General features: G+C 63.8%; 12 protein-coding genes. 6 read left to right on the plus strand and 6 right to left on the minus strand.

The genetic code is table 11. The features are described 5' to 3' along the window. Positions 1-115 precede the first annotated feature (115 nt). The 3 genes from ACHEXL_RS13760 to ACHEXL_RS13770 all read left to right on the plus strand — a co-directional run bounded on the left by ACHEXL_RS13760 (position 116) and on the right by ACHEXL_RS13770 (position 2,912). Positions 116-619: a MarR family winged helix-turn-helix transcriptional regulator gene (locus tag ACHEXL_RS13760; RefSeq protein WP_416559964.1), complete on the plus strand. Its 504-nt coding sequence runs from the start codon at positions 116-118 to the stop codon at positions 617-619. A gap of 104 nt (positions 620-723) precedes the next feature. Then, positions 724-1,398 (plus strand): response regulator, encoded by a 675-nt coding sequence (locus tag ACHEXL_RS13765; protein WP_416559965.1) that lies wholly within the window; start codon positions 724-726, stop codon positions 1,396-1,398. Between the two features lie 50 nt (positions 1,399-1,448). After that, entirely contained in the window at positions 1,449-2,912 is a 1,464-nt protein-coding gene (locus tag ACHEXL_RS13770; RefSeq protein ID WP_416559966.1) for a sensor histidine kinase, read from the plus strand. Positions 2,913-2,935: 23 nt separating this feature from the next. On the opposite strand, the gene ACHEXL_RS13775 is transcribed toward ACHEXL_RS13770, so the two are convergent. The 4 genes from ACHEXL_RS13775 to ACHEXL_RS13790 are packed head-to-tail and all read right to left on the minus strand — an operon-like array spanning position 2,936 to position 5,282. Beyond that, positions 2,936-3,595 carry a glutathione S-transferase family protein gene (locus ACHEXL_RS13775; RefSeq protein ID WP_416559967.1) on the minus strand — a complete coding sequence of 220 codons (660 nt, stop codon included), beginning with the start codon at positions 3,593-3,595 and terminating at the stop codon, positions 2,936-2,938. Between the two features lie 22 nt (positions 3,596-3,617). Then, the gene (locus ACHEXL_RS13780; RefSeq protein WP_416559968.1) at positions 3,618-3,824 is read right to left on the minus strand and encodes a hypothetical protein; all 207 of its coding nucleotides are present in this window, start codon (positions 3,822-3,824) and stop codon (positions 3,618-3,620) included. Continuing rightward, positions 3,821-4,600 (minus strand): biotin--[acetyl-CoA-carboxylase] ligase, encoded by a 780-nt coding sequence (locus ACHEXL_RS13785; RefSeq protein WP_416559969.1) that lies wholly within the window; start codon positions 4,598-4,600, stop codon positions 3,821-3,823. Before ACHEXL_RS13785 ends, ACHEXL_RS13780 begins: the two co-directional genes overlap by 4 nt. A gap of 16 nt (positions 4,601-4,616) precedes the next feature. After that, positions 4,617-5,282 (minus strand): SET domain-containing protein, encoded by a 666-nt coding sequence (locus ACHEXL_RS13790; RefSeq protein WP_416559970.1) that lies wholly within the window; start codon positions 5,280-5,282, stop codon positions 4,617-4,619. A gap of 96 nt (positions 5,283-5,378) precedes the next feature. Between ACHEXL_RS13790 and ACHEXL_RS13795 the strand changes: the two genes are divergently transcribed. Next, a complete protein-coding gene (locus ACHEXL_RS13795) occupies positions 5,379-8,303 on the plus strand; it encodes a DNA topoisomerase III (protein WP_416559971.1) in 2,925 nt (974 codons plus the stop codon). Positions 8,304-8,328: 25 nt separating this feature from the next. Here the strand turns inward: ACHEXL_RS13795 and putA are convergent, their stop codons facing one another. Beyond that, complete coding sequence (putA, locus tag ACHEXL_RS13800) at positions 8,329-12,078, minus strand: trifunctional transcriptional regulator/proline dehydrogenase/L-glutamate gamma-semialdehyde dehydrogenase (protein WP_416559972.1); 3,750 nt, start codon at positions 12,076-12,078, stop codon at positions 8,329-8,331. A gap of 96 nt (positions 12,079-12,174) precedes the next feature. Here putA and ACHEXL_RS13805 point away from each other — a divergent pair, with 96 nt between their 5' ends. Further along, complete coding sequence (locus ACHEXL_RS13805) at positions 12,175-12,648, plus strand: Lrp/AsnC ligand binding domain-containing protein (protein ID WP_416559973.1); 474 nt, start codon at positions 12,175-12,177, stop codon at positions 12,646-12,648. 23 nt (positions 12,649-12,671) lie between these two features. After that, complete coding sequence (locus tag ACHEXL_RS13810) at positions 12,672-13,061, plus strand: thiol-disulfide oxidoreductase DCC family protein (RefSeq protein ID WP_416561359.1); 390 nt, start codon at positions 12,672-12,674, stop codon at positions 13,059-13,061. 10 nt (positions 13,062-13,071) lie between these two features. On the opposite strand, the gene ACHEXL_RS13815 is transcribed toward ACHEXL_RS13810, so the two are convergent. Then, entirely contained in the window at positions 13,072-14,379 is a 1,308-nt protein-coding gene (locus ACHEXL_RS13815; protein ID WP_416559974.1) for a leucine-rich repeat-containing protein kinase family protein, read from the minus strand. Positions 14,380-14,398: the final 19 nt, after the last annotated feature.

The following is a 14,398-nucleotide window of genomic DNA, read 5'->3' on the forward strand; positions in this document are numbered from 1 at the left end:
TGGGGCACCAGGTTCAGCGGTGATACGCTGTTTACTGGATGCGTGAACAGTACTGTAAACGAGCTGTATAAAGCTGTAAATACTATTTTTGGTCAGTTTGCCTTATCATTTGGGCATGTCAGAAACTACCCATTCAACCGCCTTGATCAGCACAGCGCTGCAGGATGACCGCTGGCGTCAGACGCATCTGGGCCGTTTGCTGGGCCATGCGATGCGGCGTTTTGACGAGCGCGTTTTGCACCTGATGGCGGGCAACGAGGGCGTGCCCTTGGCCTTGGCCAATCTGGCCTCGCGCGACCAGATCAGCGCCGCGCATGTACACATCACACGGCATCTGGCGCTGGACGGCTCTCGCCTGACCGATCTGGCCCGCGCCGCCAGCATGAGCAAGCAGGCCATGGGTGATCTGGTGGACCAGTGCGCCGCCTGGGGTTTGGTGCAGCGCGAAGCCGACCCGCTGGACGCGCGGGCGAGGCGCGTGGTGTTCACGCCCGTGGGGCTGGCTTGGCTGCAGGCCTTCAAAGATGCGGTGGCCCAAGCCGAGGCCGAGTTTCGCGAGGCAGTGGGCAAGGACGTGGCCACGGTGGTGGCCTTGGGCCTGGAGGCCTACGCGCATTGAGCGGGTGCCCGTGTGTGACGGAAGGCAACGCGCAAACCTGACACTAGAATCACAGAGCCGGGACAGACCGCCCAGCGCCGCAGCCACAACAAGAGGAGACAGACATGCGCATTCTGATAGCCGAAGATGACCAGGTGCTTGCCGATGGTTTGTTGCGCACCTTGCGCAGCGCAGGTGCAGCGGTCGACCATGTGGCCAGCGGCAGCGAGGCGGACGCCGCCTTGATGACCAACAACGAATTCGATTTGCTGATCCTCGATCTGGGCTTGCCCAGAATGCACGGTCTGGAAGTGCTCAAGCGCTTGCGCGCCCGGGGCTCCACCCTGCCGGTGCTCATCTTGACTGCGGCTGACAGTGTGGAAGAACGCGTCAAAGGTTTGGACTACGGCGCCGACGACTACATGGCCAAGCCCTTCAGCTTGCAGGAACTTGAAGCCCGCGTGCGGGCCCTCACCCGCCGGGGCATGGGGGGTGCCACCTCGCAGATCAAGCACGGCCCGCTGATTTATGACCAGTCTGGCCGCGTGGCCACCATAGACGGCAAGATGGTTGAGTTGTCGGCCCGCGAATTGGGTTTGCTGGAGGTCTTGTTGCAACGAGCGGGCCGCCTGGTCAGCAAGGACCAGTTGGTCGAGCGCTTGTGCGAATGGGGCGAAGAGGTCAGCAACAACGCCATCGAGGTGTACATCCACCGCCTGCGCAAGAAGATCGAAAAAGGCCCGATCCGCATCGCCACCGTGCGCGGTTTGGGTTACTGCCTGGAAAAAATTCCGGGCTGAGTGCCGGTTGATGTGACCCCCACCCGCACAGCACCCAGGATGACGCCGCCATGAAATCCCGCGGCTGGAGTGTGCGCCTCTTCAAGCGCGAGCAGCGCTCTTTGTTCGGGGAAATTCTCGATTGGATGCTGACGCCGCTCCTGCTGCTGTGGCCCATCAGCCTGGCCCTGACCTGGCTGGTGGCGCAGGGCCTGGCCAACAAGCCCTTTGACCGTGCACTGGTCTACAACGTGCAGGCGCTCGCCCAGCAGGTCAAGCTCGGGCCTGATCAGCGCGTGCAGTTCAATTTGCCCCAACCTGCCAGCGAACTGCTGCGTGCCGATGAAACCGACCTGGTGTACTACCAGGTGCGCGGCGGGCGTGGCGAGCACCTGAGCGGCGAACGCGATCTGCCCATGCCCCAGCCCGGCGAAGACAAGGGCAGCAGCTACGAGGTCCACATCCGCGATGACGAGATGCGTGGCCTGGAGGTGCGGGTGGCCTACACCTGGATTCGGCTGGATGCCGAGGGCAAAAACCCGGCCCTGGTGCAGGTGGCCGAGACACGAGAAAAGCGCTCGGTGCTGGCCGCCGAGATCATCAAGGGCGTGATGCTGCCCCAGTTCGCACTTCTGCCCTTGGCGGTGCTGTTGGTCTGGCTGGCGTTGGTGCGCGGCATCAAGCCGCTGTCTGAATTGGAAGAGCGCATCCGTGCCCGCAAGCCCGACGACCTGAGCCCGCTGGACGACAAGGCCGTGCCCATGGAGGTGGCTCCGCTGGTGGTGTCGGTGAACGACTTGCTCGAGCGCTTGAAGGACTCCATCGTCACGCAAAAACGTTTTTTGGCCGACGCCGCGCACCAGCTCAAAACGCCTTTGGCAGGTTTGCGCATGCAGGCCGATTTGGCACAGCGTTCGGGCTCCAGCGAAGAGAACCTGAAAAAATCGCTGCAGCAAATTGGCCGTGCCAGCGTGCAGGCCACACACACCGTGAACCAGCTGCTGTCGCTCGCTCGTGCAGAAGGTGGCGGGGTGCATTTGACGCAACAAAGTTGCGACATGGTGGTGTTGGCCCAGGAAGTGTTGCAAGACTGCCTGCCCCGCGCCATGGACAAGGGCCTGGACATGGGTTACGAAGGGGTCGATCCCGACATGCCGGGTGCACAAGTGCAGGGCAACCCGACCTTGCTCAAGGAAATGCTGCGCAACCTGGTGGAGAACGCGGTGCATTACACCCCCAGCACGCCAGAGCGCCAAGGCGTGGTCACGGTGCGCGTATTGGTGGACCCTTACAGCAAAGCCCTGGTCATCCAGGTCGAAGACAACGGTCTGGGCATTCCAGCGGCCGAGCGCGATTTGGTGTTCCAGCCCTTTTACCGGGCGCTGGGCACCAACGTGGACGGCTCAGGTTTGGGTTTGCCGATCGTCAAAGAAATTGCACAGCAGCATGGGGCGTCGATCACGGTGGATGCCGCCCACCCCGGACAGACCCCACCGGGGGCCTGCTTCACGCTGCGGTTCAACGCGCTTGCCTGAGAGCCGGTGCAGCTGGCCTGGTTTTAAGCGGGCTTGCCCATGTTCAGCTGCAAACGCTCGCGCTCCATCACCCGTGCCACGGCGGGTTCAGCGGCCACTTTTTGCACAAAGGCCCACAGCTCGGGGTGTTCTTCGGGCGTGATGCCCGCAATCGTGCCCCAGCGGGCGAGCGTGAGGCTGTAGGCGTCCAGAGGGCCGAAGCGATCGCCGCTCAACCAGTGCTGGCCCTTGGCGGCAGCGGCCTTCACCAAGGTTTGCAATTCCCCGAGCATGCCCCGGAACAATTGGGTGTTGTAAGGCTTGAGCGCCGCTTGCACTTCGGCTTGATCCGAAAACTTCTGCGGCATGAAGATGTGCGTGAACGTTGGATGTACCGTGTTGTTCATCCAGGCCAGCGTCGAGAGGGCTTGTGCGCGGGCCAAGGCCTCTGTGGGCAAAAAGCCCATCTGCGGGAAGAGCTGGTCCAGATGCAGGGCGATGGCCACAATTTGCGTGATGGGCTGGCCGTTGTTCACCAGCACGGGCACCTGACCGCGTGGGTTGATGGCTTTGTAGTCGTCGCTGTTTTGCTCGCCTTTGTGCAGCTTGACCATGCTGGGTTCAAATTCGGCACCGCTCATCTCCAGCAGAACGTGTGGCACAAAAGAACAGGCACCGGGGGCGAAGTAAAGTTTCAGGCTCATGGGTTGGATCTCCAGAAAGAAGTCAGGGGCTGGCTGCGGACGAAGCTTCGGCAGGCAAGGGTGCCGAAGGGATCTCGATTTTCAGGGCGTCGGGCCGTATCTGTTTCAGCAGGCGTTCAGGTTCCTGATGGGTGTGCGGGCCCCAACCCCAGCGGGCAAAGGCATCCCATTGCCATGCGAGTGTGGCCAGGTTCAGAACCAGCAGCAAGGCGATCAGCCAACGCATCATCGGGGCGTCTCCTGCGCCCCAAACGGACGAACGCTGATTTCGGCGCTGTGGATTTCCTGCACGCCTGCATCGGTTTGCAAACGCAAAGCCCCATGTGGGCTCACGCCCAGCGCCATGCCTTGTTGGCCGTCGCTGGTGTGCACGCCTCGGCCTTTGAGCACGTCGCGTGCTTCAAAGCGGGCTTGCAGCGGTGCGAAGCCTTCCCTCTCAAAGGCCAGCAAGGTCTGGACCAGTGGCAAGGCCACGCGAAGCAGGGCTTCCGAGGCGGTCAAGCTTGGCAACAGCTCGGTCAGGGCTGCTGGCGCTGTGTTCAGACCTTCTGCGGGACGTGGCCGGATGTTCAGGCCCACGCCCACCACCACCTGGCTGCGCCCGCCCATGCTGGCCGCCTCGACCAGGATGCCGCCGAGCTTGCGGTCCTGGAACCACAAATCGTTGGGCCATTTCAGACCCACATCGGGATGCAGGCTTTCGGCCAGGCTCAGGCCCACGGCCAATGACAGGCCAGACCAGTCTTTGGGCTTTAGGGACAAGCTGAGAGAAAAAGTGAGCGAGTCGGCAGGCTGGCTTTGCCAGACCCGTCCCATGCGACCGCGGCCTGCGGTTTGGCGCTCGGCCACGAGCAGCGTGGCTTCGTGTTGGCCAGCCCGCGCCCGGCGCATGAGTTCGCTGTTGCTTGAATCGATTTCGGGCAACACCTCAACCGTGAAGTCGGGCAACAGCGGGAACATTTGTTCCCAAACAGCTTCAGCAGGCCAAGTGGTGGGCGCGATCATGCAGCGTGGTCGCAGTTCAAGCCTTGGACGATTTGGTTTTCTTCTTGGCTTTGGGCTTTTCCGTCGCTTTGGCCTGGGTCTTGACCTTCGCCTTCACTTTGGCGTCGGCCTTAGGCTTGTCTTTCGCGGGTTTGTCTTTCGATTTGGCCTTTGCTTTTTGCTGGCTTGGAATCTTGGGTGTTGCTGGGCGACGTTTGGGCGAGAGCAGCGTGCCACGGCAAGTGGTGCTGCCGCACCAGCATGGGTATTCGGCCTTGAGCTTCTTGGTATAGGGCTCGTCGATGATCAAGCCGTAGTCGTAGTTCAGCTCCTCGCCGGCTTTGATGTTGCGAATGGCCTTGATGAAAATCCGGTCGTTGTCTTCGTCGGCTTCGCAGTTCGGGTCGCAGCTGTGGTTGATCCAGCGCGAAGAGTTGCCGCCGTGCAGCGCGTCGATCACCCGGTCTTCGTTCACATGGAAGTAGAAGGTGTGGTTCGGGTCGTTCGGGTCGTGCGGGTGGCGGTCCTGCGCTTCGTCCCAGCTGATGACCTCTCCCACGTATTCAATCAGGGTCTCGCCTTCGGCGATGTCCTGTAGCGCGAATACGCCCTTGCCGTGCACGCCGGAGCGGCGGACCTGAATGCGTTTGCCGGAAGCGCTCGGTGCGGTGCGGCTGGGTGAAGAAACTGGGGTTTTGGCCACGGCGTTGAAAATTTGTTATGGTGAATTCATGTGGGCGTGCGCGTGAGCGCGTGCCCGGGCGCGTGCGCACACGCGAGACAACGGGATTGTAATGACATGAAGACATTGGTAATTGCAGAGAAGCCTTCGGTGGCTCAAGACATCGTCAAAGCCTTGACGCCGACCTCGGGGAAGTTCGAAAAACACGACGACCATTTTGAAAACGACCGCTACGTGGTCACCAGCGCCGTGGGCCACTTGGTGGAGATCCAGGCCCCGGAGCAATACGACGTGAAACGCGGCAAGTGGAGCTTTGCCAACTTGCCGGTGATCCCGCCGCACTTTGACTTGAAGCCGGTGGACAAAACCAAGAGCCGTTTGACGGCCGTGGTCAGGCAAGCCAAGCGCAAGGACGTGGACAGCCTCATCAACGCCTGTGACGCGGGCCGCGAGGGGGAGTTGATCTTCCGTTTGATCGAGCAGTACGCGGGCGGTGCCAAGCCGCTGAACAAACCCGTCAAGCGCCTGTGGCTGCAGTCCATGACGCCACAGGCCATTCGCGACGGCTTTGACAGCTTGCGCAGCGAACAGCAAATGCAGGGCCTGGCCGATGCCGCCCGCAGTCGCTCCGAAGCCGACTGGCTGGTGGGCATCAACGGCACACGCGCCATGACCGCGTTCAATTCGCGCGATGGCGGCTTCTTCCTGACCACGGTGGGTCGGGTGCAAACACCCACGCTGGCCGTGGTGGTCGAGCGCGAAGAGCAAATCCGCAAGTTCGTGAGCCGCGACTATTGGGAAATCCACGCCGAGTTCGCGGCCGCTGCCGGCACGTATCCAGGCAAGTGGTTCGACCCGAAGTGGAAAAAAGAAGAAGACGCCGAAAAGAAAGCCGACCGCAAATGGACCGCTGCCGAGGCGCAAGCCATTGTCGACGCGGTGCGCGGCCAAACCGCCACGGTGACCGAAGAGGCCACGCCCACCACCCAAGCCAGCCCCGGCCTGTTCGACCTGACCAGCCTGCAGCGCGAGGCCAACGGCAAGTTCGGCTTCTCTGCCAAGACCACCCTGGCCTTGGCGCAAAGCTTGTACGAGCGCCACAAGGCCCTGACCTACCCGCGTACCGACTCGCGCCACCTGCCCGAAGACTACGTGCCCGTGGCCAAGCAGACCTTCGAGATGCTGGCCGACAGCGGCATGCGCCACCTGGCCCCGCACGCGCTCACGGCCCTGAACAACAACTACGTGCGCAAGATCCCGCGCGTCTTCGACAACAAGAAGGTGTCGGACCACTTCGCCATCATCCCCACGCTGCAAGCGCCCAGCGGCTTGTCCGAGGCCGAGCAAAAGCTCTACGACCTGGTGGTGCGCCGCTTCATGGCGGTGTTCTTCCCCAGCGCCGAATACCAGGTGACCACCCGCATCAGCGTAGCCGCAGGCCACAGCTTCAAGACCGTGGGCAAGGTGCTGGTCAAACCCGGTTGGCTGGCCATCTACGGCAAGGAAGCCGCTAACGAGGTGGAAGACGCCAAGGACGGCGACAAGGGCCAGAACCTGGTGCCGGTGCAGCCGGGCGAGCGCGTGGGTGTCGAGTCGGTCGAGGCCAAGGGCCTCAAGACCCGCCCGCCTGCGCGCTATTCAGAAGCGACTTTGCTGGGCGCCATGGAAGGTGCGGGCAAGCTGGTGGACGACGACGAGCTGCGCGAAGCCATGCAGGAAAAAGGCCTGGGCACGCCCGCCACGCGTGCCGCCATCATCGAAGGCCTGCTGAACGAAAAATACATGCTGCGCGAAGGCCGCGAGCTGATCCCCACGGCCAAGGCCTTCCAGCTCATGACGCTGCTGCGCGGCCTGCAGGTCGAGGAACTCTCCAGGCCCGAACTCACGGGTGAGTGGGAATACAAGCTCGCGCAAATGGAGCAAGGCAAATTGAGCCGTGCCACCTTCATGGCCGAGATTGCGGCCATGACCGAGCACATCGTCAAGAAAGCCAAAGAATACGACCGCGACACCGTGCCCGGCGACTACGCCACACTCAGTACGCCTTGCCCCAACTGCGGTGGTGTGGTCAAAGAGAACTACCGCAGATACACCTGCACGGGCGCCGACGGCGCGAGCGAAGGCTGCGGCTTCTCGTTTGGCAAGTCGCCCGCAGGCCGCACCTTTGAACAAGCCGAGGTCGAGCAGTTCATGCGCGACAAAAAAATCGGCCCACTGGACGGCTTCCGCTCCAAGGCGGGTTGGCCCTTTGTGGCCGAGATGGCGCTCAAGTACAACGAAGAAGAAAAGAACTGGAAGCTCGAATTCGACTTCGGAGACGACAAGAAGAACGAAGAGAGCGGCGAGATCGTCGAGTTCAGCGACGAGGCCCTGGGCGCATGCCCCAAGTGCGGCAGCCCGGTGCACGAGCACGGCAGCAACTACGTGTGCAGCAAGGCCGTGCCCACGCACGAGCAACCCACGCCGAGCTGCGACTTCAAGACTGGCAAACTGATCTTGCAGCAGCCGATCGAGCGTGATCAGGTCGCCAAACTTCTGGCCAGCGGCAAAACCGATGTGCTCGACAAGTTCGTGAGCAACCGCACGCGCCGCCCCTTCAAGGCCATGCTGGCCTGGAACCCCGAAGAGGGCAAAGTGACGTTTGAGTTCGAGCAACGCGAAGGTGGCAAGAAATACCCGCCGCGCAAGACGGCGGCGACCAAGACACCGTTTGGCAAAGCGGCGGCCAAAAAGACGGCCGCCAAAACGGCCAAAGTCCCTGCGGCCAAAAAAGCAGCCAAACCTGCCGCCGAAAAAGCCCCGCGCAAAGCCGCTGTCGGCACCCTCAAACCCAGCCCGGCCCTGATGGCCGTGATTGGCGACGGCACCTACGCCCGCACCGAGGTGGTCAAGAAAATCTGGGACTACATCAAGGCCCAAGGCTTGCAAGACCCAGCGGACAAGCGCTCTATCAAGGCCGATGCCAAGCTGCAAGCGGTGTTTGGCAAAGACAGCGCCACCATGTTCGAGCTGGCCGGCATCATCGGCAAGCACCTGAGCTGAGGCTGCCAGCCCCAAGGCTGGCTGATCACAGGCTCAGTGTCATCAGGCTGGCGTTGCCGCCCGCAGCGGCTGTGTTGGTGCTGATGCTGCGCTCAGCCACCAGGCGCGCCAGAGGGACAGCGACGTCGCGCGGGCGCAAGGCCGTGAGCGTGACAATGGCCCCGGGGCGATGCGCCAGTTGCTCTTGCCAGTGCAGGGCAGTGGCCTCATCGCCGTGCAGCAGTGCGGCGTCCACCGGCTGAGCTTGCGCAAGGTCTTGCAGCGTCACCCGGCTTTGCACCGCAGCAGGCAACTGCGCACGCAGCGCCTGCGCGGACAGGGGCCACACCGCGTGGCTGCCCACGGCCAGCACGGCGGCCAATTGGGTCAGGCGGTCGGCATCGGCGCTGGGCTGATCGCCCGTGAGACACAGCACCCGCGCACGGGCCTGCACGCGGTAGACATTGCGCTCGCCCGTGGGGCCGTTCAGGGTGGCTTGCAGGCCTGCCGGGCTGGCCGCCGCGAACTGCGCACAGGCATGCGCCAGGGGCAAACGGCCTTGCGCCACCGCCCAGTCGTGCAGGGCTTGCAGCGCAGGGGTGGGTTGCGGCAATGCCGCTGCACCGCTGGCCTGCACACTGCGTAAAGCCGCATCGGGCGGGCAGTGCGCCAGCAGGCGCAACAGGTACAAGGGGCCACCCGCCTTGGGGCCGGTGCCCGACAGACCTTCGCCCCCAAAAGGCTGCACGCCCACCACCGCGCCGACCATGTTGCGGTTCACGTAGACATTGCCCGCGTGGGTGTGGTCCACCACCTGCGCGATGGTTTCTTCGATGCGCGAATGCACACCCAGCGTGAGCGCGTAGCCGGTGTCGCGGATAGCTTGCAGCAACTGGGGCAGATCGCTGCGGGCATAGCGCACGATGTGCAGCACCGGGCCGAACACTTCGCGTGCCAGTTGGGCGATGTGGTCAATTTCGATCAGCGTGGGTTGCACGTAGGTGCCTGTGGGCAAGGCATTCGGCGCGTTGCGCGAGATGCGGTACACCGGGCAGCCGCGTTGCTGCATGGCGCTCACGTGCGCTTCGATGCCCGCACGGGCCCGCTCGTCGATCACCGGCCCTACGTCCACGCTCAGTTGCGCGGGCGCACCCAGCGTGATTTCGGCCATCGCGCCTTGCAGCATCTCGACCAAACGGTCTGCCACATCGTCCTGCACACAGAGGACACGTAGCGCTGAGCAACGTTGTCCTGCGGCCTCAAAAGCCGAGGCCATGGCGTCGGTGACCACCTGTTCGAGCAAGGCTGAAGAATCGACCACCATGCAGTTCTGGCCGCCGGTTTCGGCGATCAGCGGCACGGGCTGGCCATGCGTGTTCAGGCGCTCGGCCAGCGCCGCTTGCAGCACACGCGCCGTCTCGGTGGAGCCGGTGAACAGCACGCCTTGCACGCGGGCGTCGCGCACCAGCTGCATGCCCACTTCGCGGCCCTCGCCCGGCAGCAGTTGCACAGCGGTTCGGGGCACGCCTGCCTGCCACAAGGCCTGCACGGCCAGCGCCGCCACAGCGGGCGTGGCCTCGGCGGGCTTGGCCAGCACCGGGTTGCCTGCAGCCAGTGCGGCAGCCACCTGCCCCACAAAAATCGCCAGCGGAAAATTCCAGGGGCTGATGCAGACCACCGGGCCCAGCGGCATGTGGGTGCTGGGGTCAAAGTCTCGGCGCACCTGTGCGGCGTAGTAGCGCAAGAAGTCCACCGCCTCGCGCAGCTCGGCCACGGCATGGCCCCAGGTCTTGCCCGCTTCGCGCACCAGCAGAGCCATCACACGGGGTGCATCGGCTTGCAGCAGATCGGCGGCTTGGTCGAGCATCGCAGCGCGTTGTGCGGGCGGTATGGCGGCCCAACTGGGGGCGGCTTCGCTGGCGGCTTGCAGGGCAGCCTCCACATCGACCGCGCAGGCGTATTGCACCGTGCCCAGCACATCGCTGTGGTCGGCGGGGTTACGCAAGGTGATGCGTTCAGCCCCTACAAAAGGCGTGGCCATGAGCGGCGTCACCGTCAGAGGCTGCACCTGCGCCTGCATGTCAGCGGCCAGCTGGCGCAGTGTGGGTTCGTGCGCCAAATCCGGCCCGCTGGAGTTGCGGCGGGCCGCGCCATACAGTTGCGCGGGCAGCGCGATTTGCGTGTGAGGCTGGCCGGGCGGAGCGTCCTCCTGTGCGGCGTCTTCTTCGGAGCGCGCCACCGGGTCTTGCACCAGATCGCTGACCGACACGCTGGCATCGGCCATGCGGTTGACGAACGAGCTGTTGGCCCCGTTTTCGAGCAGGCGACGCACCAGATAAGCCAGCAGTGTTTCGTGCGTGCCCACCGGGGCGTAGATGCGGCAGGGTCGTTGCAGTGGACCCACCACCTGCCGGTACAGCGGCTCGCCCATGCCGTGCAGGCACTGGAACTCGTACTGGCCCGGCGCGTAGTCGCCGTGCATGTTTTGTGCCTGTTGCACGATGGCTGCCAGCGTGTGCGCGTTGTGCGTGGCAAATTGTGGGTACACCGCTTCGGGCGCGGCCAGCAGCTTTTGGGCGCAGGCCAGGTAAGACACGTCGGTGTGGTGCTTACGGGTGTAGACCGGGTAGTCGCTTTGGCCGTCGAGCTGGGCGCGTTTGATCTCGCTGTCCCAATAGGCGCCTTTGACCAGGCGCACCATGAGCCGGTGGCCTGTGCGGCGTGCCAGATCGACCACAAAGTCGATCACGAAGGGACAGCGCTTTTGGTAGGCCTGAATGACAAAGCCGATACCGTGCCAGCCCTGCAGACTGGGCGCCTGGCACAGCGCTTCGAGCAGGTCGAGCGAGATGTCCAGGCGGTCCACCTCTTCGGCGTCGATGTTCAGGCCGATGTCGTAGTGCCGGGCCAGCTCGGTCAGCTTCAACACGCGGGAGAAAAGTTCGTCCATCACGCGCTGGTGCTGGGCGCGGCTGTAGCGCGGGTGCAGGGCCGACAGCTTGATCGAAATGCCCGGGCCGTGCATGACGCCCTGCCCGTTCGACGCTTTGCCGATCGCGTGGATGGCGTTTTCATACGAGCGGAAATAACGCTGCGCATCGGCTTCGGTCAGCGCGGCTTCGCCCAGCATGTCGTACGAATAGCGAAAGCCTTGCGCCTCCATGGTTCGGGCGCGGTGCAGTGCTTCGTCGATGGTTTCGCCGGTCACAAACTGCTCGCCCAGCATCTGCATGGCCAGTTGCACGCCCTGGCGGATCAGCGGTTCGCCGCTCTTGCCGATCAGCCGGGTGAGCGAGGCCAGCATCGCCCCCTCGCTGTGCGTGGCCACCAGCTTGCCCGTGAGCAGCAGGCCCCACGATGCGGCGTTGACAAACAGCGAGGGGCTGCGGCCCACATGCTGGTGCCAGTCGCCCTGGCCGATCTTGTCGCGGATCAGCGCGTCGCGTGTGGCCGCGTCGGGGATGCGCAGCAGCGCTTCGGCCAGACACATCAGCGCGACGCCTTCCTCGCTGGACAGCGCATATTCCTGCATCAGGCTTTGCACGCGGCCGGCACGGCCGCTCTGCTGCGGGCCTTCGCGCATGCCCGTCACCAGTTGACGGGCCAGTGCGTCGGTGCGCTCGGCTTGTGCGGGGCTCATGCGGGCGGCGGCCAGCAAGGGGGCCAGGGCCTGCGCTTCGGGCAGGCGGGTGGCGCGGGCGATGGCTTCACGCAGGGCGCTGCGTTTGGAAAGCGGGCCGCCGGGGGTGAAGTGGGCGCCTGTGGGCGGGGTGTTTGGGGTCATGGGGGCGTTCATGGAGGTCATCTCGCTGATCTGTATGACTCGCTATCATCCGGATATCAGGCTGGATGTTTCACCAAATTAACTTTAATTAACCTCATGAAAATCAGCATGAATCCCGAAACCCCCGACATCGACCGCATTGACCGCCGCATCCTGGATGTGTTGCAGCGCGACGGCCGTATCAGCAACTTGAAGCTCGCCGAAAGCGTGGCCCTGTCACCCACAGCGGTGCTGGCGCGGGTGCAGCGCCTCACACGCGAAGGCTTCATCCTGGGCTACGAGGCGCGTTTGAACCCGCTCAAACTGGGCGCGGGCATGATGGTGTTTGTGGAAATCCTGCTCGACCGCACCAGCCCCAATGTGTTCGAGCAGTTCAAGGCGGCGGTGCAGGTGCGCCCCGAGATCATGGAGTGCCACATGGTGGCCGGGGGCTTTGACTATTTGCTCAAGACCCGCGCTGCCGACATGAACGCCTACCGCGAATTTGCGGGCACCGTGCTGTGGCAGCTGCCCGGCGTGCGCGAGACGCGCACTTATGCGGTGATGGAAGAAGTCAAGAACACGACGGCGTTGGCGCTGTGAACATGTCCGCTTCAACCCCCAGTTTGATTGTGGTGTTTGACGGGCAGTGCCTGCTGTGCAACGCCTGGGTGCGGTTTTTGCTCAGACACGACCAGCACGGTGTTTTTCGTTTTGCTGCCATTCAGGGCCGCACCGGTCAGGCCTTGCTGCAGCAAGCGGGCTTACAGGTCGAGGGGCTGCAAACCCTGTTGCTGGTGGATGGCGCCAAGAGCTGGCAACACACAGCCGCGATCTTGCGCATCCTGCACCATTTGGGCTGGCCTTGGTGTGCCGCTTGGCTGGGCTGGCTGGTGCCCGCCGTGCTGCGCGATGCGCTGTATCGCTGGGTGGCCCGTCACCGTTACCGGATTTTTGGGTGGTCAGACCGTTGCATGGTCCCGTCGCCCGATGCAGCCGCCCGATTTCTGGACTGAGCGCAGCGACTCAAGCTGCCAATCCGTCGGCCAACGACTGGCACTGCGCGGCCACGGTGGCCATGTCAGGTCGGTCGCTGGGCATGGGCAACAGGCAGTTCTGCGCCACTGCATGGAGCGCTTGGCTGGCGGGCGCTGAGGTGTGTACGGCCAGCTCCTCCAGAAAACAACCCATGGCCCGCACTTCGAGCGCCAGCAAGCGGTGGCGCAGTTCGGGTGCATGGCCAGGCAATCGGGTGGCCGCGCCCAAGTCGCCCAGCTGCGCTTGGCCGTGCGACGGATCGATCAGGATGTTGTGCGCATACAGATCGCCGTGCATCACGCCACGCTGGTGCAAATGCGCCACCGCATCGGCCACATCACGGGCGATGCCCAGCGCCAGAGGGGCAGGCAAACTGAATCCGGGTGTGTACACATCGCGTGTGCAGGTCTGCAAACTCGGGGGCCCCGCCAGGTTCACATGCCCGGGCGGAATGAGGGGCATCAACAAACCTTGCGCTTGCTCTGGGTGATCCGTCAGCCGGGCCACGGGGGTGATCAGGCTCGGGTGTTCACCCGCCGCCAGGCACGCGGCCAGTTCGTCTTCGGGCAAGCCATCGCTGGTCACTTCGCCCTTGAACAGCTTGAGCGCCAGTGCTTGCGGCCAGCCAGCAGCCTGCACGCGGTGGATGTGGCCCGAAGCGCCTTCGCCCAGCAGTGGGCCCAAAGTGATGGCAGCCCAGGGCACTTCGGGCAAGGCCGGTGCATGGGCAAATGTCCAGCCCATGGCATTGCCCGCCAGTGCCAGCCAGGCCAGGCGCGGCAGCGAGGTCAGCCACTCGGGCACCACACGCAGGCGGTTGGCCGAAATGCGCAGCAATTCCAGTTGCTGTGCGCCTTGCAGGCTGTCAGGCAAAGCCTGCAACTGGTTGCCCGCCAGCATCAGCTTTTGCAGGGCGGGGCGTTGGCCCAGTTCGGCAGGCAAATGGCCAATCGCGTTGTCGGTCAGCGTCAACCAGCGCAAAGCGCGCGGCAACGCGGCGGCGGGCACATCCGCAATGCGGTTGGCTTTGAAGCCGACCATTTGCAACGCAGGGCAGTCGCCCAGCACTTCGGGCAGCACCTCAAACTCGTTGTCCGAGGCAAACAGCACCTGCAGCTTGTACAAACGGCTCAGTTGGTGCGGCAAGTGGCGCAGCCGGTTGCCACTGAGGTTGAGCACTTCCAGTGTGTCGGCCAAGGCAAAAATTTCGGCGGGTAGCTCGGTCAGGTCACAAGCCAGGTCCAGGCGCCGCGTGCCCGCCAAGGCGCCGCTGCGCAGTTGTTCAAGGGTGTGCATGGGGGTCTCAATCAGCTAA

This window comes from Limnohabitans sp. YIMB22184, from assembly GCF_048020265.1.
Classification (GTDB): domain Bacteria; phylum Pseudomonadota; class Gammaproteobacteria; order Burkholderiales; family Burkholderiaceae_C; genus Limnohabitans_A.